General features: G+C 72.0%; 21 protein-coding genes. 14 read left to right on the forward strand and 7 right to left on the reverse strand.

Annotated elements, in window-relative coordinates; genetic code table 11:
• Window positions 1-30 precede the first annotated feature (30 nt).
• Together JGR68_RS05495 and JGR68_RS05500 are read left to right on the forward strand one after the other, a co-directional pair.
• Window positions 31-1101, forward strand: coding sequence for a Gfo/Idh/MocA family oxidoreductase (locus JGR68_RS05495; RefSeq protein WP_199361474.1), 1071 nt, complete (start codon window positions 31-33; stop codon window positions 1099-1101).
• On the forward strand, window positions 1098-2108 hold the full coding sequence (locus tag JGR68_RS05500) for an NAD-dependent epimerase/dehydratase family protein (protein WP_199361475.1): 1011 nt from the start codon (window positions 1098-1100) through the stop codon (window positions 2106-2108). The genes JGR68_RS05495 and JGR68_RS05500 overlap by 4 nt, the downstream gene beginning before the upstream one ends.
• Window positions 2109-2122: 14 nt before the next feature.
• Here the strand turns inward: JGR68_RS05500 and JGR68_RS05505 are convergent, their stop codons facing one another.
• Together JGR68_RS05505 and JGR68_RS05510 are read right to left on the reverse strand one after the other, a co-directional pair.
• On the reverse strand, window positions 2123-3289 hold the full coding sequence (locus tag JGR68_RS05505) for a glycosyltransferase (RefSeq protein WP_199361476.1): 1167 nt from the start codon (window positions 3287-3289) through the stop codon (window positions 2123-2125).
• Window positions 3290-3315: 26 nt separating this feature from the next.
• Window positions 3316-4146, reverse strand: a complete 831-nt coding sequence (locus JGR68_RS05510) for a class I SAM-dependent methyltransferase (RefSeq protein WP_199361477.1) — start codon at window positions 4144-4146, stop codon at window positions 3316-3318.
• A 163-nt stretch (window positions 4147-4309) separates the two neighbouring features.
• On the opposite strand from JGR68_RS05510, the gene JGR68_RS05515 reads away from it, so the two are divergent.
• The 12 genes from JGR68_RS05515 to JGR68_RS05570 all read left to right on the forward strand — a co-directional run bounded on the left by JGR68_RS05515 (window position 4310) and on the right by JGR68_RS05570 (window position 18472).
• Entirely contained in the window at window positions 4310-5878 is a 1569-nt protein-coding gene (locus tag JGR68_RS05515; protein ID WP_200672739.1) for an oligosaccharide flippase family protein, read from the forward strand.
• Between the two features lie 117 nt (window positions 5879-5995).
• Window positions 5996-7108 (forward strand): glycosyltransferase family 2 protein, encoded by a 1113-nt coding sequence (locus JGR68_RS05520; protein WP_199361661.1) that lies wholly within the window; start codon window positions 5996-5998, stop codon window positions 7106-7108.
• Between the two features lie 5 nt (window positions 7109-7113).
• Entirely contained in the window at window positions 7114-8259 is a 1146-nt protein-coding gene (locus JGR68_RS05525; protein WP_199361479.1) for an acyltransferase, read from the forward strand.
• Window positions 8259-9638, forward strand: coding sequence for an O-antigen ligase family protein (locus tag JGR68_RS05530; RefSeq protein WP_199361480.1), 1380 nt, complete (start codon window positions 8259-8261; stop codon window positions 9636-9638). Before JGR68_RS05525 ends, JGR68_RS05530 begins: the two co-directional genes overlap by 1 nt.
• Before the next feature lie 4 nt (window positions 9639-9642).
• Window positions 9643-10869 (forward strand): glycosyltransferase, encoded by a 1227-nt coding sequence (locus JGR68_RS05535; protein ID WP_199361481.1) that lies wholly within the window; start codon window positions 9643-9645, stop codon window positions 10867-10869.
• Between the two features lie 110 nt (window positions 10870-10979).
• Entirely contained in the window at window positions 10980-11228 is a 249-nt protein-coding gene (locus tag JGR68_RS05540) for an acyl carrier protein (RefSeq protein ID WP_199361482.1), read from the forward strand.
• A gap of 4 nt (window positions 11229-11232) precedes the next feature.
• Window positions 11233-12732 (forward strand): AMP-binding protein, encoded by a 1500-nt coding sequence (locus tag JGR68_RS05545; protein ID WP_199361483.1) that lies wholly within the window; start codon window positions 11233-11235, stop codon window positions 12730-12732.
• Window positions 12729-13736, forward strand: a complete 1008-nt coding sequence (nadE, locus tag JGR68_RS05550) for an NAD(+) synthase (RefSeq protein ID WP_207750147.1) — start codon at window positions 12729-12731, stop codon at window positions 13734-13736. The genes JGR68_RS05545 and nadE overlap by 4 nt, the downstream gene beginning before the upstream one ends.
• A complete protein-coding gene (locus JGR68_RS05555; RefSeq protein ID WP_199361484.1) occupies window positions 13733-14812 on the forward strand; it encodes a hypothetical protein in 1080 nt (359 codons plus the stop codon). Before nadE ends, JGR68_RS05555 begins: the two co-directional genes overlap by 4 nt.
• Window positions 14813-14814: 2 nt before the next feature.
• Entirely contained in the window at window positions 14815-16026 is a 1212-nt protein-coding gene (locus JGR68_RS05560; RefSeq protein WP_199361485.1) for a GNAT family N-acetyltransferase, read from the forward strand.
• 5 nt (window positions 16027-16031) lie between these two features.
• Complete coding sequence (locus JGR68_RS05565) at window positions 16032-17246, forward strand: glycosyltransferase family 4 protein (protein WP_199361486.1); 1215 nt, start codon at window positions 16032-16034, stop codon at window positions 17244-17246.
• Window positions 17243-18472, forward strand: a complete 1230-nt coding sequence (locus JGR68_RS05570; protein ID WP_199361487.1) for a pyridoxal-dependent decarboxylase, exosortase A system-associated — start codon at window positions 17243-17245, stop codon at window positions 18470-18472. Before JGR68_RS05565 ends, JGR68_RS05570 begins: the two co-directional genes overlap by 4 nt.
• Before the next feature lie 4 nt (window positions 18473-18476).
• Here the strand turns inward: JGR68_RS05570 and JGR68_RS05575 are convergent, their stop codons facing one another.
• The 5 genes from JGR68_RS05575 to JGR68_RS05595 are packed head-to-tail and all read right to left on the reverse strand — an operon-like array spanning window position 18477 to window position 23538.
• A complete protein-coding gene (locus JGR68_RS05575) occupies window positions 18477-19232 on the reverse strand; it encodes an acyltransferase (protein WP_199361488.1) in 756 nt (251 codons plus the stop codon).
• Window positions 19229-20539, reverse strand: coding sequence for a hypothetical protein (locus JGR68_RS05580; protein WP_199361489.1), 1311 nt, complete (start codon window positions 20537-20539; stop codon window positions 19229-19231). Before JGR68_RS05580 ends, JGR68_RS05575 begins: the two co-directional genes overlap by 4 nt.
• A gap of 22 nt (window positions 20540-20561) precedes the next feature.
• Entirely contained in the window at window positions 20562-21332 is a 771-nt protein-coding gene (locus tag JGR68_RS05585) for a CpsD/CapB family tyrosine-protein kinase (protein WP_199361490.1), read from the reverse strand.
• Complete coding sequence (locus JGR68_RS05590; protein WP_199361491.1) at window positions 21329-22918, reverse strand: XrtA system polysaccharide chain length determinant; 1590 nt, start codon at window positions 22916-22918, stop codon at window positions 21329-21331. Before JGR68_RS05590 ends, JGR68_RS05585 begins: the two co-directional genes overlap by 4 nt.
• Entirely contained in the window at window positions 22918-23538 is a 621-nt protein-coding gene (locus JGR68_RS05595) for an XrtA/PEP-CTERM system exopolysaccharide export protein (protein WP_199361492.1), read from the reverse strand. The genes JGR68_RS05590 and JGR68_RS05595 overlap by 1 nt, the downstream gene beginning before the upstream one ends.
• Between the last annotated feature and the right edge of the window lie 73 nt (window positions 23539-23611).

The following is a 23611-nucleotide window of genomic DNA, read 5'->3' on the forward strand; positions in this document are numbered from 1 at the left end:
CAGGGACCCGGCAAGGCCAGGGGGCAGGTGATGCGGGTCGGAATCATCGGCTGCGGCAAGATCGCCGACGGCCATGCCGAGCAGCTGCGTGCGCTCGACGGCGTCGAGCTGGTCGCGGCCTGCGACCGCGAGCCGCTCATGGTCGGGCAGTTCATGGACCGCTGGCCCGGGATGACCGGCTACACCGAAGTCGCGGCCATGCTCGACGCCGGGCGGCTGGACGTGGTGCACGTGGCCACGCCGCCGGATTCGCACGTGGCCCTGGCCTGCGCCGCGCTCGACGCGGGCTGCCACGTCTTCGTCGAGAAGCCCTTCGCGCTCGATGCCGCCGGCGCGCGCGAGATCCTCGACTGCGCCGCGCGCAACGGGCGCAAGGCCTGCGTGAACTACCTCTACAACTTCGAGTCACCCGCGCTCGCCCTGCAGGAGCTGGTGGACCGCGACCGGCTGGGCGGGATCGTCCACATCGAGACCAGCTATGGCTACAACCTGTCCGGCGACTACGGCATCGCGGTCATGGGCGATCCGGCGCACTGGGTGCACCGCCTGCCCGGCAAGCTGTTCCACAACGTGATCGACCATGTGCTGGCCAAGGTGGTGCCCTTCCTCGAAGGCCCGGTCGAGGTGCATGCGCGTGCCTGGCGCAGGCGCGCGGCCAGCGGCAGCGCCCTGGTCGATGCGATGCCCGACGAGCTGCGCTTCCTGCTGGCCGATGCGGCCGGGGTGACGGTGTCCGGCATGGTGAGTTCGCACGCCAGGCCGGTGGCGCACGCGATGACCGTGCGCGGCACGCGCGACACGGTGGAGCTGGACTACGCCGCCCGGACGCTGGTACGCAGCCAGCGCCAGGAACAGCCGAGCGCGCTGGGGCGGCTGTTCCCGGCCTGGGTGCAGTCCGCGCGGTTCGCACGCGGTGGCCTGGGCAACGCGGCCGCGTTCGCACGCAGCGACTTCCACTATTTCCAGTGCATGCGGGTGCTGCTGGAGCGCTTCCATGCCGCGATCCGCGGCGTCGGCGCAGACCCGGTGCCACCCGCGCAGATCCTGATGGTGGCGACGCTGATCGACACCATCGTGGCGGCCGTGGAGCCGCGGCCATGACGGTGCTGGTCACGGGGGGCGCGGGCTTCCTCGGCAGGCACGTCGCGGCCAGCCTGCTGGAGCAGGGCGTCACGCGGCTGCGGCTGCACGTGCGCGCCCGCGCGCCCGAGGGCCTGTTGGACGACCTGCGCGCGCGCTTTCCGCAGGCGTCGATCGAAGTCGCGGCCGCCAACCTGCTGTACCGCCACGAGCTCGATGCGCTGGTCGACGGCGTGGACTGCGTGGTGCATGCGGCGGCCGGCATGCGCGGGGCCGCCGCCGACATGTTCGCCAACACCGTGGTCGGCACGCGCAACCTGCTCGACGCCGCGGTGGCCGCGGGCGTGCGCCGGGTGGTGCTGGTGAGTTCGTTCGCCGTCTACCGCACGGCGGCGCTGCCGACCGGCGGGCGCCACGACGAGGCGGTGCCGATCGAGGACATCGGCATCGCCAAGGGCGCCTATGCACACGCCAAGACCCGCCAGGAGCACCTGGTGGCGCAGTACCGCGCGGCGCACGGTCTGGAGACGGTCACGCTGCGTCCGGGCGTGATCTACGGTCCGGGGGGCGCCGGTCCCTCGTCGCGCGTCGGCATCCAGGCGATGGGCCTGTTCTTCAGCCTGGGTGGACGCGCGGAGCTGCCCCTGACCTATGTCGAGAACTGTGCCGACGCGATCGCGGTGGCGGCCCTGCGCGCGCCGGATGGCGCCGCCTACAGCGTGGTCGACGATGCGCTGCCGAGCTGCGCCGACTACCTGCGCGCCTACCGCCGCGGCCGCGGCGGCCTGCGCGTGCTGCCGGTGCCGTACTGGGCGCTGCTGCTCGGCTCGCGCGTGCTCGTGGCCTACCACCGTCGCTCGAAGGGCCAGCTGCCGGCGGTCTTCACGCCCTATGTGGTCCGCTCGGTCTACCGGCCGTTCAAACACTCGAATGCGGCGCTCAAGGCCCTCGGCTGGCAGCCCCGCGTCGACACGCGCGAGGGCATGGCGCGGACGTTCGCGACGCTGGCGGGCGCTGCGGAACGCTGACGCGCCGTCGAGGTTCAGGCCGTGCGGACCGGGCCGGGCGTCACGTCGTGCCGTGCGCCCGCGAGCGCATCCGCATACAGCCGGTCGTAGCTCAGACGCATCGCGTCGATCGACGCATGGGTCATGACCCACTCGCGCGCGGCCAGGCCCAGGGCGAGCCGGAGCGGCCGGTCGCCGAGGATGCGCAGAAGCGCCGCCCGGAGCGCGTCGCCGTCGTCGACGGGGACGAGCAGCCCCGTACGCCCATGGCGGACGATCTCGGGGTTGCCGCCCACGTCGCTGGCCACCACCGGCAGTCCCGCGGCGCAGGCCTCGAGCAGCGCGATGGACAGGCCCTCGGTGAGCGAGGGCAGGGCGAACACGTCGACGCCGGGCAGCAGCTTGGGCACGTCGCGTCGCGTGCCGGCGAACAGGACGCGCTCCGCGATCCCGAGCGCCTGCGCCTGGCGCTCGAGGGCCGCGCGCTCCGGCCCGTCGCCGAGCAGCACGACGTGCAGCCGCGGGAAGGTCGTTGCCAGCTCCGGCACCTGGCCGAGCAGAAGGCGGTGGTTCTTCAGCGCCACCAGGCGTCCGACGCACGCGACCACGAGGGCATCGGCCGGAAGGCCGAGCGCGGCGCGCGCCCGGCTGCGGGTCGCGGAGGTGGACGCCGGCGGCAGGGGCACGCCGTTGCGCACCGCGCTCACCCGCGCGGCTGGCGCCAGGCCACTTGCAACCAGATGCTCCGCCACCTGCCGACCCACCCCCGCCACGCGGGCGGTGCGGGTGAGCGACAGCCGGTACAGCAGGCGCAGCCTGGGCCGCGCAAGACGACCGCCCATGTTGTGGCAGGTGTTGACCAGCGCGGCGCGCGCGCGCAGCCGGGGCGCGAGTGCAAGCGCGGCCTGGTAGCTGGGCACGAAGTTGTGGCTGTGGACGATGTCGGCGCCGTGCGCGTCCATCGCCCCGCGCAGGCGCGACAGCAGGCCGAGATCCAATCCCGCCCGCTTGCCTCCGGCCATCACGGGGATGCCGGCCGCTTCGAGTTCCGGACCGAGGCCCGCGGTGTCGGTGAGGCTGAACACCGCGACCCTGTGTCCATGGTCGCGCTGCGCGATGGCGAGGTCGACCACCACCCGCTCGAGACCCCCGGTCTCCAGCGAATCCACCACGTGCAGGATCGAGTGGACGCGTCGGGTCATCGCGTCTGGCAGCGAGGCGTCCTGCATCACATGGCGTGGCCGCTGGACGACCGCGGCGGGAGCGTCCCCCGCGGACACGGCGGGCGCTCCGGCTTGCGCGCCAGGTAGTGGACCCAGGGGTCGGCGTGGCGCGGGGGATCGCGGCGGCCGCGGGCATCGAAGGTCACCGCGTCGACGAAGCCCGCAGCGGCCAGTGCCACGCGCTCGGCACCCGGGTCGACGTAAATGGTCAGCAGCGAGTGGTCGTACGAGGGGTCGTTCACCAGGGCGTGGTCGGCGGCGAAGTACTGGCGGCCGCCGAGTCGGCGGCGATTGACGCGGCAGCGCAGGCCGGCGGTCAGCCTGCGCGCGCCACGGACGAGCAGGCGCATCGGATCCACCGTCGGCACCAGCGGCGGTGGGCTGAGCGCGGGCGGGTGTCCACCGAGCACGGCAAGGTTGTGCGAGGAGTACACGAAGGCCCCGCCCGGGCGCAGGACTCGGTACACCGCCTCCAGGACCCGACGGCGATCGCCATGGTCGATGTAGTCGATGCCGTTGAAGGAGAACAGCACCAGGTCGTAGGCCGCGTCCGCGTGGCCGTCCAGCGTGCGCGCATCACCCGCGCACACGTCGGCCCCCGGATGCAGGGCGCGGCAGGCCTCGACCATGCGCTGACTGATGTCGAGCGCCCGGTAGCTGCGCGCGACGCCACGCAGGTAGCCGGTCGTGCGTCCCCCGCCGACCCCCACGTCGAGCAGGTCGCCGCGCACCAGCGGCCACACCTCGCCCAATGCGGCGACTTCCGCCGGCATCAGGTAGTCGCGCGATGCGAAATCCCGGACGATGTCGTCGCGGTCGTAGGCCTCGTAATGCATGGCTTGCGGCGGCGTTGCCAAAAGGTTCCCCCAGCGTCCCGCCGGTTGTCTCCAGGGCAACGCGAAAGCCCGCGCGCGCAGGCCAGCGCGACCCGACGAATGGCCGCTTTTGGTCGCGCTGCACGTTGATCGGGACAGCCGCCCTTCGCCCAGCGAACCTCCTTTGGCACTCCCGACGTCGAACCACCTTTTCAGCGGCGTGTCGGCCTTCCGCGGGGCGCTGATGATGACGGGCTCGACCTATGTCAGCTACGCGCTGGGCATGCTGGCGAGCATCGTCATCGCGCGCACGCTGGGACCCGACGACTTCGGCCGGTACTCCTACGTGGTGTGGCTGGCCGGATTGCTGGTCGTTCTGGCCAACAACGGCATCACCACCACCGCGATCCGCTTCGTGTCCGAAAGCCTTGGCCGCGGGGCCGGCGATGACGCCGCGCGCGTGCACGGCTGGCTGGCGCGGCGCCAGCTCGCCAGCGCGCTGCTGGTGGCCGCTGGCTTCCTCGCCCTGCTGCCCCAGTTCATGCCGACCGGCTGGGGCCACGACGGCATCGGCCTGCTCGCCACCGCCACGCTGACGGCCGGACTCTGCAAGGCCTGGTTCATCTTCGACGTGTCGATCGCCAAGGGCCACGGCCACTACGGCATCGAGGCGGGATCGACGGTGCTGATGAGCCTGCTCAGCATCGTCGCGGTCCTCGCGCTGGCGTGGATGGGCGCGGGACTGGAGACCTACGTGGTGCTGTTCGCGATCGTGGGTGTCGGCCATGCCGTGGCGGGCTGGACACTGCGGCGGCGCGCGGCGCTGCTGCCGGCCTACCGGCCGCTGGATCCGGCCCTGCTGCCCCGGGTGCGCACTCACCTGTGGTGGACGGTGCTGCTGGTGCTGGCCTGGGCGCTGGGCAACAAGTCGATCGAAACGTGGCTGCTCAACCGGACCGTGGGCGCCGCAGCGGTCGGTTACTTCGCCATCGCCGCCGCGCTCACCCGCGGCGGCATCGACATGCTGTCGTCCGGGCTCGGCACGGTGCTGATGCCGATGATGGCGCATGCCTACGGCGCGGGCGGCAGCGCGCGGGCCAACGTGATCGTCGCCGCAGCGGTGCGGTGCTACGCCGCGCTTGGACTGCTGCTGGCCGGCGCTGGCGCGCTGGCTGCGCGCCCGCTGGTGGCGCTGCTCTATGGCGACGCTTACGGCGAGGTCGTGCTGCCGCTGCAGGTCATGGTGGTGGTCGGCGGGCTGACGCTCATCGAGGCGGCCTTCGGCGCGCTGCTGTCGACCACCGACAACCAGAAGTTGCGGGTCGGCTTCGTGGTGCTGTCGCTCCTGGTCACCGCGACGCTGGCGATCTTCCTGGTCCCGCGCTACGGCCTGCACGGCGCGGTGCTGGCGCACGCAGCCTCGCGCCTGCTGGTCTTCGCCGTCACCTGGGCCGGTATCTCCCGCGTGCTGCAGCTGCGCATGCCCTGGTCGCAGCTGCTGCGCCTGGTCTCGGCGGCGGCCACGGCGCTGGTGCCCGCGCTGCTGCTCGAGCGCCTGTTGCCGGACCGCTGGGGCGGTCTCGCGGCGGCGGTCGCCTACGTGCTGGTGTACGTGGTGGCCAGCGTGGCGTTTCGCGCCTGGCGCAGCGAGGACGCCCAGGTGTTCGCGGGCCTGGCACGTCGCTTCCCGAGGCTCGGCGCGATCGCAGGCCGCTGCGCCGCGCGCCTGGCAGGCCGCGGTGGCCTGCCGTGACCCGCTCATGCCCGCGGTCCGCGGCGATGGACCCGGGCGCCCGCGCGACCCGCGTGCTGTCCGCGGTCGCCGCCGCCCGCCGTTCTCTGGAGGACGGAACTTGAGGGCGTGCACGTGATGGAACTGGTGTTCTGGGGATGCGCCGGCCTGCTGGCCATGGCGTTCGCAGGGTATCCGCTGCTCGTCCGGCTGCAGGCACGGCTGAGGCCCCGCCCCTGGCGGCGCGGTACATGGGAACCGCAGGTGAGTGCCGTGCTCGCCGCGCAGGTCGGAGGGCCCGCGCTCGCGGCACGGATCGACAACCTGCTGGCCCTCGACTGGCCCGCTGACGCGCTTGAAGTCGTGGTGTTCTGCGACGGCTGGGTGCCGGACGGCGTGGACGCGTGGGCGCTGCATCCCCGCGTGCGTTTCCTCTCGCACCCGTACCGGCGCGGCAAGGCGGCATGCCTCAATGACGCCGTGGCATCGGCCAGCGGCCAGGTCCTGCTGATGGTCGACGTTCGCCAGCGCATCGAGCCGGGCGCGGTGCGCGCGCTGGTGGCCTGCCTGGCCGATCCCGAGGTGGGCGCGGTGAGCGGCGAACTCTGCTTCGAGGATCCCGAGACCGGGTTCGCCCGCGGCGTGGACGCCTACTGGCGCTACGAAAAGGCGATCCGGCTGGCCGAAGCCCGGAGCGGATCGGTGGTGGGCGTGACCGGCGCGCTGTACGCCATGCGGCGCGAACTGTTCCGGCCGCTCCCCGAGGGCACCGTGCTCGACGACGTGCTGCTGCCGATGCAGGTGGTCGCCGCCGGCGCGCGCGTGGTGTTCGAACCCGGCGCGCGGGCCTGGGACCGGCCGTCGTCGTCGTCGCTCGAGGAGCGCGCGCGCAAGGTGCGGACGCTCGCGGGCAACCTCCAGCTCCTCCGGTTGGCCCCATGGCTGCTCGATCCGCGCGCCAATCCCGCCTGGTTCCGCTTCGCCTGCCACAAGCTGCTGCGCCTCGCGGCACCCTGGCTGACCGTCGGGCTCGCCGTTGCGACCGCGGTGCTGGCGCCGACGCATCCCTTCTACGCCCTCGCGCTGGCCTTGCTGCTGGCAGCGGCCGGGCTTCTGCTGGTTTCCGGCCTGTGGGCGCCGCTCGCGCGCTCGCGGCCGGTACGCCTGCTCGCCGCGTACTGGCACATGAACCTCTATGCGGCGCAGGCACCGTTCGCGTTCGCGCGCAATTCGCGGCTGCATCTCTGGTGAGCGCCATGCCCCAGCCTGAGCCTGCGCTGCGCGCGCCGGACCTGCCGCTGCAGATCCCGTCGCTGGACGGCATGCGCGCGGTGTCGATCATGCTCGTGCTGTTCGCTCATGCGGCCTCGACGCGCGGGTTCCCGGAGTTCTTCGACCGCGAAAGCTTCACGTCACTGGGCAACGTCGGCGTGCGCTTCTTCTTCGTGATCTCCGGCTTCCTGATCACCACGCTGCTGCTGCGCGACCTCGACCGTCACGGCCATGTGCGCCTGCCGCTGTTCTACAAGCGCCGGGCGCTGCGCATCCTTCCGGCGGCACTGGCGTACATCGGGGTGATCTGGGCCGCGTACATGGCCGGGCTGATCGACCTGCGCTACCAGCACCTGTCCGACACCCAGGCGACAAGCGCGGTGCCGGGGCTGCTGCACGCGCTCAGCTTCACCTACAACTACAAGCTCGACTACAACTGGTACTTCAACCACCTGTGGTCGCTGTCGGTCGAGGAACAGTTCTACCTGCTGTGGCCGTTCACCCTGGCGTGGCTGGGGCTGGCGCGCGGGGCAAGGGTCGCGCTTGCCGCGCTGCTGGTGGTGCCCTTCATCCGCCTGGGCATGCACCTGTCGGGCGAGTGGCCCGAGCTCGCGCTGAGCCGCAACTTCCAGGCCGTGTGCGATTCCATCGCGACCGGCTGCCTGGGGGCGATCTTCTTCAATGCCATGTCCACCCGGCGCGCGTTCGCCTGGCTCACCGGCTGGCCGGCGATCCCGATCGCGGGTGCCTGCATCGCCATCGGCTACGGCTCCGCGCTGTTCTCGCGGCCGATCGCCTATGTCGCCGGCCAGTCGCTGGCCAACCTCGGCATCCTGCTGCTGCTCCTGCACGTGATCACGCGCCCGCGGGATCTTGCGGGGCGGATCCTCAACACCGGGCCGATGGTCGCGATCGGGGTGCTGAGCTACTCGCTGTACCTGTGGCAGGAGCCGTTCCTCTACTTCCGCGGCACCGGCTGGGCGACGGCCTTCCCGCAGAACATCGTGCTGACCTTCATCGCCGCGTACGCCTGCCATCGCCTGGTCGAGAAGCCCTTCCTCGCCATCAAGCAGCGCCTCGGCACCAAGCCGGTGGCGCCGGCCACGCCAGACCCGGCGACACCGGCGTGATGTTCGCGCTCTACCTGATCATGCTGGTGCTGGTGCTGCTGAAGCCGGTCGAGGCCTTCGCGCCGGAACTGGCCGGCCTGCGGATCGCGATGGTGCTCTCGCTGCTGGTGTTCGCGCTGGCCCTCGGCTCGGCCATGCGCACGGGGGAAATGGCGATCCGGGGGCGCCACGTGCTGGTGCTCAGCGGGCTCACCGCGTCGGTGGTGATGTCGCAGGTGGCGCAGGGCTGGCTGGGCGGCGCCAGCCAGGCGTTCACCGACTTCATGCCCTCGGTGTTGCTGTTCCTCACCACGGTGATGGTGGTCACCACGATGTCGCGGCTCAAGGCGACCTGCACGCTGATCGTGCTGTGCATGGTGGCGCTGTCGATTGCCGGCATCGCCGCCTACCACTGGGGCTTCATGGTCCAGGACCTGGTGATCCGCGAAGGCAGCAGCAGCGCGGTTGACCATCTTGCCGTCTACGACGGCACGCTTGCCCCCGCGCACGACAGGACCGGAACCAGCCTGTGGCGCATTCGCAGCTGGGGATTCCTCAGTGATCCCAACGACCTCGCGCAGATGATCGTGGTCGCCCTGACCGTGATGTTCGGGGCGCGCATGGACGGGCAGGGCGTGCGCAACCTGCTGCGGATCTGGCTGCCGGCGGCGATCCTGGTGTACGCGCTGTGGCTGACGCGTTCGCGCGGCGGCATGCTCGGACTCGGCGTGGTCCTGGCTTACGCCATGCTGCAGCGGACGGGCCCGGTGCGCGCAGGCATCGTGGCCAGCCTGTTCGCGCTCGCGGCGATCGCCACCGGCGCCACCGGTGGCCGCGGCTATTCGGCGGACGAGGCTTCGGCCGGCGGGCGCATCGACGCCTGGAGCGAAGGTTTGACGATGCTGGGCCACAACCCTGTGTTCGGCGTCGGCTACGGCAACTTCACCCAGCACCACGCGTACACCGCGCACAACTCCTTTGTCCTGGCGTTCTCCGAACTCGGCCTGGTCGGCTACATGTTCTGGCTGGCGCTGCTGGTGCTGGCCTTCCGCGAGCTTGCGGTGGCCAGGCGGATGAGCGAGCCGGAAAGCGACGAGGCGCGCTGGGCGCGGCTGCTGCAGTTCTCGCTGGTCGGTTTCCTGGTGTGCGCGGTGTTCCTGTCGCGCAGCTTCGTGCCGACGCTGTATCTCCTCCTGGGGCTCTGCTACGCCTGCTGGCACTGCGCGGTGAAGGCCTCGCTCGCGCGCGACTGGGAGGCCCCGATCGAGGACGGCGCACCCGGGCCCACCCTCCTGGCCGAGGCACCGGTGCGCTGGGTCGGGCTCACGGTCGCGGCGCTTCCGGCCAGCATCCTGGTGCTGTATGCGGTGGTGCGCCTGCAGCACATGGGCGGAGGATGATCCGTTGATCGCGCAGCGGCCGCGCATCGCGCTGGTGACCCCCAACCTTCCCGTGCCGCACGACCTGGCCCGCGGTCGCTACATCCACGCCACGGCCATCGAGCTCTCGAAGCTGGCCGAGGTCCGGGTGTTCCTCCCACAGGTCCGCTACCCGCGCCTGCCCGCAGCCCTGGGCCCCCGCACATTCGTGCACGGGCTGGTCGCGGACGACTACCGGCTGCCGGGAATCGACCTGCAGGCCTATTCCTATCCCGCGGTGCCGGGCCTCTCGCGCGTGGGCAATGGCGTCGTCGGCGCGACGGCGCTGGCGCCGCGACTGCGTGCCTTCATGCCCGACCTGGTCCTCGCCTATTGGGTCTACCCCGACGGCGATGCGGCCGTGCGCGCAGCGCGTGCGATCGGCGTGCCCTGCATCGTCGGTGGGCGCGGATCCGACGTGCACCAGCGAAGCGGGCTCCTCCGATGGCTCACGCGCCGCACCCTGGCCAAGGCGGACTCCGTGCTGACCGTCAGCCAGGCCATGCGCCGCGCGGTGATCGACGCCTACGGCATCGCCCCTGCGCGCGTCGGCTGCATCGTCAACGGCATCGACACGGCAGTATTCCAGCCGGCGGACCGCAGCAGCGCACGGGCGGCGCTCGGCATCCGCCCGGACGCGCGGCTGGTGGCCTACGTCGGGCGGATGGTCGAAGCCAAGGGGCTTCGCGAGCTGATCGAGGCGTTCACCGCGCTTGCGGCCGCCGACCGGCAGGTGGAACTGGTGCTGGTCGGCCACGGCGTCATGCAAGCGGAGCTCCGTGCGCTGGCCGCTGCGACGGGACTGGGCGAGCGGATCCATTTCCCCGGCGGGATGGAGCCGCCCGACGTCGCCCGCTGGCTCGCGGCCTGCAACGTGCTGGCACTCCCGAGCTGGTCCGAGGGCTACCCCAACGTGCTGGTGGAAGCGATCGCCAGCGGGCGCCCGGTGGTGGCGAGCGACGTGGGCGGTGCGGCCGAGATCGTCGATGCCGGGAACGGTCTGCTGGTGCCGGCGCGCGACGCGCCGGCCTTCGCTGCAGCGCTTGCCGCGGCCCTGGACCGCGAGTGGGACGCGGCGGCGATGTCGCGCGCGATGTCGCGCGGCTGGGACCAGGTGGCGGCCGAGACGCTTGCCGCCTGCAGACAGGTCCTGGGGGCGGCCGCGGTGGGCGCCGTTGCCTGCACGTCGGTACCGGAGACCGGTGGTGGCTGAGATCCGTGGGCCGCTTCCGGGTGCCGTTCGCGTTACTGCGTAGGACGGAAAACCCCGGCGCCGATGCGCCCAGCGACGAGCCAGGCAGGGATATGGATACGGTCAACACGATGGATTTCAGGCACACGGTCAAGCCCTTCATCCTCGACAATTTTCTCTTCACCAGCGACGGCTCCGCGCTTGACGACCGCGCGTCGCTGATCCGCGGCGGCATCGTCGACTCCACCGGCGTGCTGGAGCTGATCGAGTTCCTGGAGGAGACCTACGGCATCCGCGTCGCCGCCGAGGAAATGGTTCCGGCCAACTTCGACTCGGTCGACACCATCTGCGCCTTCCTCTCGCGCAAGCTCGCGGCCTGACGCGATGCGCCCGCTGGCCCTCCGCCTGCTCGATACCGCCGCGTCGACGCCCGACGCGGTGGCGATCGTCGACGGCGCGCGCCGCACCACCTATGGCGCACTGGTGGCGCGCGCGCGCAGGTTCGCCTGCCTGTTGCGCGCGCGCGGGCTCGGACAGGGCGAGCGCGTGGCCCTGGTCCTGGCCAACGGCGTGGACGCGGCGGCGGCCTGGTATGGCTGCTGGCTGGCGGGCTGCATCGTGGTTCCGCTCGGCCCGCAGTCGACGGCGGCGGAACTGTCGGCCTGTTTCAGGCACTGCACGCCCTCGCTGGTACTGCACGGACTTGAACAGGCCGATGCGGTCACGGCCGCGATGGCCGAGGTGCCGGCGGCCATCGCCATGGTCTGCGAGGAGGACGCCGATCCCGCCTGGACCTCGGCGGAAGCCGGCGCGCAGCCGCAGCCGTGGCCGCAGGCCGCCATCCTGTACACCTCGGGCACCACCGGGGCTCCGAAGGGAGTGACCCTCGGGCACGCGAACTTCGCCGCCAACGTCGATGCCATCGTCGCCTACCTGGAGCTGCGACCCTCCGACCGCACGGTGCTGGTGCTGCCTTTCCACTACGCCTACGGCGCCTCGGTGCTGCACACCCACCTGGCGGTGGGCGCCAGCGTGGTGCTGGAGCCCAACCTGGTGTTCCCGCACGCCGTGGTGGACACCATCGAACGCACCCGCGCGACAGGCTTCTCGGGCGTGCCGTCGACCTTCACCCTGCTGCTCGAGCGCGGCGTGCTCGCGGGCCGCTGCCTCGACAGCCTGCGCTATCTCACCCAGGCTGGCGGAGCGATGACCGCGGCCACCGCCGACCGGCTGCGCGCGCAGCTGCCGGGCGCGCGGCTGTTCCTCATGTACGGGCAGACCGAGGCCACCGCGCGTCTCACCTACGTGCCGCCGGAGCGCCTGGACGACAAGCGCGGCTCCGTCGGGCGTCCGCTGCGCGGCGTGGCCATCGAGGTGCGCGACGAAGCCGGGAACGTGCAGCCCGCGGGTGCCGTCGGCGAAGTCTGGGCGCGCGGTCCCAACGTCATGACCGGCTACTGGAACGATCCCGCGGCCACCGCGCTGGTGCTGCGCGATGGCTGGCTGCGCACCGGCGACGTCGGCCACCTGGACGCGGACGGCTATCTGCACCTGCGCGGCCGCCGCAGCGACATCATCAAGAGCGGCGCGCACCGCGTGCATCCGCTGGAAGTCGAGGAAGCGCTGCTCGAACTGTCGTGGGTGCGCGAGGCGGCCGTTGCAGGCGTCGACGACGCCCTGCTCGGCCAGGTGGTCAAGGCCTGGCTGGTGGTCGACGGCGCGCGCGAGGCCAATGCCGTGCGCGCCCACTGCCGCGTCCGCCTCGCGCCGCACAAGGTGCCGCGCCAGGTCGAATTCGTCGATTCCCTCCCCCGGACCGCGTCCGGGAAGCTCCGCCGCGCCGCCCTGGTCGCGGCTCCCACAGTCGCCCTGGAGACACCGTGATCCGATCCGAATCCGCGACCTTCGACCGCAGCGTCCTCGATCTCGACCTCGAGGCCGAGGCCGACCGGATCGCCGCCGGCCTGCGCGAAACCACCGCGCACGTGCTGCACCGCCGTGGCCTGGTGGTCGCGATCTCCGGCGGCATCGATTCCTCCTGCTGCGCGGCGCTGGCAGTGCGCGCGCTCGGCGCCGGGCGGGTGCTCGGGCTGGTGCTGCCCGAGCGCGACTCCTCGGACGACAGCGCCGCGCGCGCGCATGCGCTCGCCACCCACCTCGGCATCGACGTGATCGAATTCGACATCGCGCCGGCGCTCGAGGCGATCGGCTGCTATGCCGCGCGCGACGCCGCCGTGCGTGAGGCGCTGCCAGCCTACGCCGACGGCTGGTCGTTCAAGATCGTCATCAGCGGCGGCACGCGGGGGCAGTTCAACACCTTCGGACTGGTGGCCCGTGATCCCGACGGCGGCATGCACGAGCGCAGGCTGGGCCGCGCCGAGTACCTGCAGATCGTCGCCGCCACCAACTACAAGCAGCGCATCCGCAAGACCATCGAGTACTTCCACGCCGACCGCCTGAACTACGCGGTGGTCGGCACGCCCAACCGGCTGGAGTACGACCAGGGCTTCTTCGTCAAGAACGGCGACGGCTCGGCCGACGTCAAGCCGATCGCCCACCTGTACAAGACCCAGGTCTACGCCATGGCGCGGCACCTGGGCCTGCCGGCGCGCATCTGCGCGGCGGTGCCGACAACCGACACCTACAGCCTCGAGCAGGGCCAGGACGAGTTCTACTTCGCGCTGCCCTATGCCGAGATGGACCTCGCGCTGTGGTCGGTCGAGCAGGGCCGGCCGGCCGCGGACCTGGCGCGCGCGCTCGGGCTGGACGAGGACCAGGCCGCCGCGGTGCAGGCCGACATCGGCAACAAGCGGCGCACCACCCGCTACCTGCACGAGCGTCCCGTTCTGCTGCACGCGCAGCCGCTGCGGGAGGAGATCCCGGCTTGAACGTGGAAACCGCAGCCGTCCGTGCGACGTACCGGATCTGCGAGGGTGGCGGCGACCCCGGTGACGCGCGCGCCGCGGCGATCCGCGCCTGGCGCGGCAGCCTGGGTGACGATGACCTCGTGCTCGGTGCGCGTTACGACGCCCTGTGCGTGCATGCGCCGAACGGCCCCGCCCTGCTGCGCTTCGTCGAGCATGGCGACGACGGGGTGGTGGGCTTCCTGGCCGTGGCCCCGCGCCGGATGCGCGCGGGCGGGCGCGAGCTGCGCGCCGGCGTGCTGTCCCACCTGGCCATCGCCCCTGCGCATCGTTCGCTGGGCCCGGCGCTGATGCTGCTGGACGCCGTGCTGGCCGCTTCGGCCGGGCGGTTCGACCTTGTCTACGGGATCCCCAACGCCAACGAAGGTGCCTCCGCCGCGCTCCGGCGCGCCGGAATGCAGCCGTGGACCATGCTCGAGCGCCGGGTGCGCATTGTCCGGCACGGCCCCTACCTGGACCGGCGCGCACCGCGCTGGCTCGCGCGGCCGGCTGGCCTGGCGCTGGATGCGCTGGACGCCACCGCCGGCGCCTGGCGGTTCCGCCGCCGGCCGCGGCTGCGCGGGCGCTGGGCCACGCGCTTCGAAGCCGCCATGGACGCGCCATGGGCGGCGGCGGCGGACCATCCCGCGATCACCGCCGTGCGCGACGAAACGATGCTGCGCTGGCGCTTCGATGCGGCCGTGGGCAATCCGGTGCGCTACTTCCTGGTCACCGACGAGGCGGATGCGGTTCGGGCCTGGTTCGCCTGCGTCGTCGAACCGCAGTGGCCACACGTCCTGGACGTGCATGATTTCTGGTCGCTCGACGGCTGTGGTGCGATCGACCGCGCGGCCCTGCACCTGCTGATGCGCGCCGCGCGGCGGGACGGGCGCGCGGCGGTCAGCCTGCGCGCCGCGATCGCGCGGGAGGCGGCGGAGCCGTGGTGCGCGAGCGGATTCCGGCCGCGCGGCGGGCAGCAGGTCTTCGTGCGCTGGCTCGACTCCCGCCTGGCTGCTTCGCCTCCGGCGGCGCATCTCACCTATATCGACCAGGACGGTTGACGATGGTCCTGGTCGCAACACCCGCGCTCGCCACGGCGACACACCAGGCGACGGCGCGTTCCGGGTTTCGCGCCGAGCTGCGGCCCATCGGGCAGCTGTCGGAGCTGGAGCGTGAGTGGACCGCACTCGAGGCGGTGATCGAGTGTGCCCCGTTTTTCAGCTGGTACTGGGTGTCGACCTGGCTGCGGGAATTGCCCGCGACCGTGCGGCCGCTGCTGTTCCGCGCGACGGGACCCGACGGCATCGTCGCGCTGGCGTTGCTGGTGGCCGCCCCGGAGCGCGGGCGGACGCGCTGGTTCGGGCGCCATTCCTGGCACATGCAGGAAACCGGCGATACGGAACTCGACGAGGTCACCGTCGAGTACGGCGGGCTGCTGGCGCGGCCTGGCGACCTGGTCGATGCGTGGAGTGCACTGGCCGGACTGCTCGAGGGCCTCCCGCGCGACTGGCGCCGCCTGCGCATCACCACCTCCGCGCAGGGCAGTGCGATCGCCCTGGCGCTGCCGTCGGGGATGCAGGCTGCCAGCGTGCGCGCGCGGCCCTGCTACCGGGTCGACCTGGAGGCTGTGCGGACTGCTGCGGGGGGCTACGTCGAAGTCCTGGGACGCAAGGCGCGCGGCGCGCTGCGCCAGACGCTCCGGGCCTACGCGGCACTCGGTCCGCTGCATGCGGAAACCGCGCCGGATGCCGGCACGGCGCTCGCCTGGTTCGATGCCTTCGAGCATCTGCACACGCGCCATTGGCAGCAGCGCGGGGCCGGGGGGTGCTTTTCCCGCCCCTTCTTCGGGCGCTTCCACCGTGCCCTGATCGCGCGCGCGACGGACGACGGGTTCGTGCGCATGACGCGGGTGAAGGCCGGTGACGTGCTGGTGGGCTACCTCTACAACCTGGGCTGGCAGGGCCGGGTCTACTACTACAACGCCGGGATGAACTACGGGATCCTCGGCCGCCACGACCGGCCGGGCATCGCCTCGCTGTACGCGGCGGTGGAGCAGGCCGCGGCCGAGGGCGCGCAGGTCTTCGACTTCCTCGCCGGCGAGCAGGAATACAAGCGCCGCCTGTCCACCGACGCGGTCACCCTGCATTCCATCGACGTGCGGCGCGCCGGCATGCGCGCCACCGCCGAGCGCATCGGGGCCGGCCTGGCAGGCCGCGACACACTCGGGGTTTCGCTGGCCGAAGCCCTGGCCACACCGTCCACGCAAGGGGATTGACCACCATGGACACCGTCAACGCCGCGGTCCGCGTGCGCAAGGTGCTGTACCACCACCGGACCCAGGGCAAGGCCGTGGAGGGCGTGCACATCCGCGGGATCACCGATGCGCTGCGCGCCGAGGGCGTCGAGGTCGAGGTGATCTCGCTGCCCGGCGCCGACCCGTATGCGTCGCCCGGGGCGATGTCGCCGACCCGCCAGGCGCGGCCATGGATGAAGCTGGTGACGCGGCTTCCGGAGCCGTTGTTCGAGCTGGCCGAGCTGGGCTACAACCTCGTCGCCGGCTGGCGCGTCGCCGCCTGGCTGCGGCGCAATCCCGACGTCGACTTCATCTACGAGCGCTATTCGCTCTTCATGTACGCCACGGTCTGGCTGGCGCGCCGACGCGGCATCCCGGTGATCCTGGAGGTCAACGACTCGGCCATCGTCGAGCGCGTGCGCCCGCTGTCGCTGAAGCGCCTGGCGATGGCGGTCGAGCGCCGCGCGTTCCGCGATGCGGACGGCCTGGTGTTCGTGTCCGGCGTGTTCCGCGACCGCGCGCGCGCGGCGCATCCGGACATGGCCCCCGCCATCGTCACGCCCAACGCCGCCAACATCGCCAAGTTCTCCTTCAGCGCCGCGCAGCGCGCCGAGACGCGCGAGCGGCTCGCGCTCGAGGGCCACGTGGTCTGTGGCTACCTCGGGGCCTTCGTGCCCTGGCATGCGATCGACGCCTTCGTGCACCGCATCGCCGGGCGCCTGGCGGGCGTGCCCAGGCTCAAGCTGCTGCTGGTTGGCGACGGTGCGACCTATGCGCCGCTGCGCGCCTTCGTCGAGGAGCGCGGGCTCTCGGGCCAGGTCGTGCTGACCGGACGCGTCGCCCACGACGAGGTGCCGGGCCTGCTGGCGGCCATGGACATGGCCATCCTGCCCAGCGCCGGCGACTACACCTCGCCGGTGAAGCTGTTCGAGTTCATGGCCTGCGCCGTGCCGCCGGTGGCACCGGATTTCGAGCCGATCCGCGAAGTGCTGGAGGAGGGCGAGACCGGCTGGATGTTCCCCGCAGGCCGCCTCGACGCCGCGGTCGACGCCGTCATCGCCCGCAGCCGTGATCCAGACGGCCTCGCGCGCGTGGGCGCGAATGCCCGGCGCCGGGTCGCCGAGCGCCACCAGTGGCGCAACAACATCCTGCAGCTGGTGGATTTCCACCACCGGCTGCAGGCGGACGGAGTCCGCACGTGAACGGTGAAGGCGCGCGCGTGGGGCTGCCTTCGTGGCCGGTGGACGAGGCCGGCGAGTTCCTGGTCGGCGGCCGGCCGCTGTCGCGCGTCGTCGCCGAGGTCGGGCGCACGCCCTGCTACCTCTATGACCGCGCGCGGATCGCCGAGAGGGCGCGCAGCCTCCGCGCCGCGCTGCCGGAGACGGTCCGGCTGCATTACGCGATGAAGGCCAACCCGATGCCGGCCCTGGTCGGCCACATGGTCGGCCTGGTCGACGGCATCGACGTCGCCTCGGCCGGCGAGCTGCGCGTGGCGCTTGATGCCGGCGCGACGCCGTCGGATGTGTCCTTTGCCGGCCCCGGCAAGACCGACGCCGAGCTGGCGCAGGCGCAGGCGGCCGGGGTGCTGGTCAACATCGAATCGACGCGCGAGATCGCCATCCTCGCCCGCGCCGGCGCCGCCACGGGCACGCCGGCGCGGGTGGCGTTGCGCGTGAACCTGCCGTTCGAGCTCAAGGCGTCGGGGATGAAGATGACCGGCGGCGCGCGCCAGTTCGGCATCGATGCCGAGGAGGTACCCGCCGCGCTGCGCGCGATCGGCGACGCCGGCCTGGCCTTCGAGGGCTTCCACATGTTCGCGGGCTCGCAGAACCTGCGCCCGGCGGCGATCGTCGAGGCCCAGGCACGCAGCTACGACCTCGCGATGGAGTGGGCCGGGCTGCTGCCCGCGCCGCTCAGGAGCCTGAACCTCGGCGGCGGCTTCGGGATCCCCTATGCGGCCAACGAGTCGGCGCTGGACCTCGCGCCGGTGGCCGCCAACCTGGCGGCGCTGGCGGCACGGCTGCGCGCCGACGCCCCGGAAGCACACCTGGTGGTCGAGCTCGGCCGCTACCTGGTCGGAGAAGCGGGGCTGTACGTCTCGCGCGTGGTCGACCGCAAGCTGTCGCGTGGCCAGGTGTTCCTGGTGGTGGATGGCGGCATGCACCACCACCTCGCGGCTTCGGGGAATTTCGGCCAGGTGATGCGGCGCAACTACCCGGTGGCGGTCAATGGCCGCAGCGCGGCGTTCGAGACCGCCAGCGTGGTCGGCCCGCTGTGCACGCCGCTGGACCTGCTGGGTGACCGCATGGCACTCGGGGTGGCGGCGCCCGGCGACCTGGTGGTGGTGTTCCAGTCGGGCGCCTATGGCCGCAGCGCCAGCCCGCGCGACTTCCTCGGCCATCCGGACGCGGCCGAAGCGCTGGTCTGAGGTGTCAGGCGGCGGCCGCGCTCGCCGTCGCGGCAGCGGCCCCGGGCGCCGCCTGTCCGACCATGCCGATGCGCCGCGCGGGATTGCCGGCGACGATGCTGTAGGGCGCGACCTTGCCCGAGACCACCGCATGGGCCGAGACGATCGCGCCTTCGCCGATCTCGGTGCCGGGCATCACCAGCGCCCCGGTCCCGATCCAGGCGTGGTCGTGCACGATGACCGGCTTGACGTCATCCGGGTCGGGTGCGCTGCCGAGCCGGCGGCGCTCCGGATCGGTCGGGTGCCCGCCGGAGTCGCGGAAGGTCACGCCGCCTGCGACCTGCACGTGGCGCCCGAGGCGGATCTCGCGCCCCACGACGAAGCGCGTCTCGTGCGCGATGTCGGAGTAGTCGCCGATCTCCAGGCGCGGCCGGCTGGTGAAGCTTGCCGCGTAGCTGATCGAGATCTTGCCGCTGACGCGCACATGGTCGCCGACCACGAGTTCACCGCTGCCCTGGACCCAGGGCACGTGGATGCCGGTGGTCACGCCTCGGCCCACGCGGGCGCAATAGGCCTTGAACAGCGGTTCGGCCACCAGCACCCGTCGGAGGAAGAACAGCGTGCCGCGCATCCCCAGGAACAGCCACAGGTAGGGGCGGACCAGGACGCGCGGCGCGGGCAGGGTGAACGCAAGCGCCGCACCCCGCGTGCGCCGGGCCACGGCCGCCGCCGGGTGCGGCGAGGTGCGGGCCCAGTGGCGCAGCGATGCGAGCGTGCTCACCGCGGACGGTTCCGGTACGACATCCACAGGTACCAGACGTTCTGCCGCACTTCGTTGTCGAGGACGCCGCTGTCGCGTTCGTAGCGGTAGTAGCTGAGCGAGGTGCTCCAGTGCCGGGTCCAGCTCTTTTCCAGCGACAGCCCGATGCGGCGGGCCTCGTCCTCGGCGCCGAGCTGGCGGTACTCGATCCACTCGAAATCGGCCCAGCCCGCGAGCGTCACGCTGGGCGCCAGGCGGTAGGTCAGCGCCAGCAGCAGCCCGCGGTCGTCCTCGTCGGGCACGAACGCGTCCACGTAGCGCAGGCGCTGGGCATAGGCCTCGGTGCGCAGGCCGAAGCGCTCGCCGGCGTGGTCCCAGGCCAGGGCCGCGCGCTGCAGGCGATAGACCGAGGGCACGATCGCGCCGCCGTCCACCAGCACGCCGCCGGGCACGGTCGCCTCCGGCCGGCCGGCGGCGCCGTCGACCAGCGCCTGGTCGGCGGCGTCGGAGAACTGGTAGGCCAGGGCCAGCGAGATCCGGTTGCGCTCACCCTGGCGCCAGCCGGCCTCGAGGCGGAGCAGGGGACTGTCGCGCGTTTCGCCATCGGCGTAGTCGAGCCAGGAATACCCGGCGTCGATCGCGTAGTCGATGTGCGCCTGCTGGCGCTCGAAACGGGCATAGACGTCGGTCCGCTGATGGTCGCGCGCGAGCAGCGGCTGGTCGTAGTCGGTATCGGTCCACTGCGCGTTGAAGCCCAGCCGGCTGCGGTCGTCGAACTCGCGGGTCAGGCGCAGGGCCGCGCCGACGCGGCTGGAATCGAATTCATCGGTGACCTCGGCCCGGGTGTCGATCCAGCGCGCCTCCAGGCGCCCGTGCAGGCTGCCCAGGTCGAACAGGAAGTTCGGCCCCGCCGACAGCACGTTGACCTGTTGCCGGTTGTCCGGCGCATCGGCGGCGTAGCGGTCGATCGCCTGCAGTTCGAGCTCGTCCTGCACGGTGAAGCTGAGCCGGTCCTGGAGCAGGACCCAGTTGAGGTAGGCCGAGAGCATGCCTTCGACGCCGTCATCGAGGCCGCCCTGGAAGTCGCGGTAGTCGGCGCGGCCGGCGACCGCGGCCTGCACGGCCGAACCGTCCTGGGTGACCAGGAAGCCCAGCCCTGCGCGCAGGATGCGCTGGCTGTCGGCGTCGACCGGCGTCAGTCGGACGTTGTCGTCGTGCTCGACGCCGGCGTCGACCGTGTAGTCGATGCGCGCCGCCTGCGCCGGCGCGGCGATGTGCACCGCCAGCGCGGCCGCGACCAGCGAGACGCGGATGCTGCAGCTTCCCATGGCGATCCCTTTCCGATGGCGGTCAGTGGTTGTCGTTGAAGACGATGCCCGCGAGCTTCGCCGGGTCGAAGTTGGCGGCGGCCTTGTCGATGGCCTCGAGCGTGACCTTGCCGTAGCCGGCCACCAGCACCACGACGTCGGCGAGGTCGGAAAGGATGCGCGCGTCGGGCGAGTTCAGGGCCGAGGGCGCATCCAGGATCACGTAGCGGTTGGGGTCGTCGGAGCGCAGCGAGTCGATCATCGTGCGTGCGCGGGTCGAGGTGAAGTATTCGCCCGCGATCTCGCGCACGCTGCCGTTGGGGATCAGCTGCAGCCGCGGGATTCCGGTGGCGTACTGGATGTCGCCGAGATCGTCGACGCTGCCGTCGAGGTAGTCCATCAGCCCGCAGTTGTCGCTGCCCGCGGCCAGCGCCAGGTGCTGGCTGGGATGCAGCGCGTCGCAGTCGACCAGGAGCGCGGTCTTGGCCTCGTCGAAGGCGAAGGCCAGCGCGAGGTTGCGCGCGACGAAGCTGCCGCCGCAGGCGCGGCCGACCGGCGCGACCAGGGTGATGAAGTTCTGGTTGCCGCGCAGGTTGAGCAGGCGCGTGCGCAGGTCGCGGAAGGCGTCGGCCTGCACCCGCACCGAGTCCTGGCGATGGATCAGCCGGCGCTCCTCGAGCGCGCGCGGCGACAGCGGCGGCGGCTGCACGCGGGCCAGCTGCCTGGACGCACCGGTGCGCGGTGCCGGCATTTCGGCGGCGATGTCGTGCGCGTCGCGCACGTGCTGCGGTTCGATCAGCGATGCGGAGCTCATGCGGCCACGATCCTGTAGGCGTAGGTGAGGACATAGACCAGCACCACCGAGCCGGCCATGGCGACGGCGAAGGCCATCGACGCGTACTCGCGCCTCCGCTCGCCCGGCGTGGGATAGGACGGCACGGTGGTGAGGAGCGGCAGGCTGGCGTGCTTGACGATCAGGTGCGGCGTGCGCACGCGCGGGTCGAAGCGCGCCACCAGGAACACCAGCGCCAGCGGAAGGGTGATGGCCAGCAGCAGTCCGGCCGCGGCGATGTGCAGGAAGCGCAGGCCGGATGGGCGCAGCGGCATGGTGGCCGGGTCCTGGATGCGGAGCGTCAGGCCCCGGTTCTCCTGGTCCAGTCCCATCGAGACGCGCGCGTTCTCGCGCCGGCGCAGCAGGTCCTGGTAGATCTCGCGGTTGACCTCGTAGTCGCGCGTCAGCTCGGCGAGCGCGCCTTCCGAGGCCGCGATGCGCCGGCTGCGGTCGAGTTCGTCGTCAAGCAGCGACTGCGCGATCGCCAGCCGCGAGCGGGTGGCCGCCGTCTCGCGCCGGGCCTGCGACAGCTGGCTGCGCAGTTCCTGGTACAGCGGGTTGGCCTGGGCCTCGTCCGACAGGGTGCCGGCGCTGCCGGGCGCCTCGCGGCGACCGCGCTCGTCGGCGAGCATGCGGTTGATGTCGTCGATCTGGTGGCGCAGGCGCATCACGTCGGGGTGCTGTTCGGTGTAGGCCAGCAGCAGGCGGTCACGCTCGGCCTGCAGCTCGATCAGGCGCGTGCGGTACAGGCTTTCGCGCGTCTGCACCGCGGTCACCGCGGACTCGCCCGACAGCTGGGCCTCAATCGAGGATTCGCGCGACTCCTGCTCCAGCAGCGCCATGCGCGTCTGCTCCAGCTGGGTGCGCAGGGCGCCGATGCGGGTGGTGGCGTCGGCGGCGCTGCCCGGCTGCGCGTCGACGTTGCGCGACTGGTAGTCCTGCAGGTTGCCTTCGGCGCCCGAGAGCTTGGCGTGGTAGGCCTGCACCTGGCTGTCGATGAACTCGTAGGCCTCGCGGCTCTCGCGCTGCTTGGTGGCCGCGGCCTCGCGCATGAACAGGTCGCCGAAGGCCTGGGTGATCTGGAACGCGCGCTCGGGGTCGCGGTCGCGGTAGCTGATCTGCACCAGGTCCGGGCGCGGGCTCTCGATCATCGTGCGGTTGCGGATCTCTTCCTTCAGCCGGTCGCGCGCGACCGCGCTCGGGCTGTCTTCGAGCCAGCCACCGATGGCCAGCGCCTCTTCCAGCACCTTGCGGCCGTAGATGATCTGCCGCGCCATGCCGGCGCGGTCCGCCACGCCCGTGGGGACCGCGCGGCCTTCCAGCAGCGGCTGGATGATGTCGCTGTCCTGCGCCAGGATGGTCACCGAGGCGGTGTAGTTGCGCGGGATCACGAACAGGCCGACCACCAGGGTCAGCAGCGCGATCGCGGTGAAGATCGCCACCAGCAGCACGATGCGCGAGCGTGCCTCGCGCAGCAGGATCGGCAGCAGTTCGTTGGGCGTGAGCTCGGGCGCGCGGGGCAGGGCGACGCCGGCGCGGCGCGGGGCGGCGAGTGCGTTGGAGGACATCAGAACGCGCGCTCCGGGATGGTGATGACGTCGCCGGGCGCGACGCGGTGGTTGGTGGTGAGGTCGCCGCGGTCGAGGATGCGGTCCAGGCGCACGGCGTAGGTGCTGGTGGTGGACTGGCCGTTGCGGCGGTAGAGCGCGGCACGGTCGGAGGCGGCGAATTCGTTCACCCCGCCCGCGGCCAACACCGCGTCGAGCACGGTCATGCCCTGGCGGAACGGGATCGAGACCGGCTGGCGCACGGCGCCGGTGACGCGCACCCGCGACAGGTATTCGTGGCTGCGCAGGTCGGTGAGGATCACCGCGACCTGGGGATCGCGCACATAGGCGGCGAGCTTCTCCTGGATGTCGGCTGCCACCGCCGAGGGCGTCAGGCCGCCGGCGACCACGTCACCCACCAGCGGCACCGAGATGCGGCCATCGGGGCGCACCGGCACGGTGATCCCCAGCTCCGGGTTGCGCCACACGGTGACCTGGACGATGTCGTCGACGCCAATCAGGTATTCGCCGACCGCCGCCTGCGGCTGGTCGGGGGGAACGTCGGCGATGCCGCCGGACGATGCGCAGGCCCCGAACAGGGCGGCAAGCGCGAAAGTGGCGAGCAGGCGGAACACGGTCATCGGAAGGCATCCACGGCAGCGGTTGCCAGAAAGAACGTCAAAGCACGCATCCTGCGGTCACCGGGCTTCGCCC

The sequence above is a fragment of the Luteimonas sp. MC1750 genome (genome assembly GCF_016615955.1).
Taxonomy (GTDB): domain Bacteria; phylum Pseudomonadota; class Gammaproteobacteria; order Xanthomonadales; family Xanthomonadaceae; genus Luteimonas.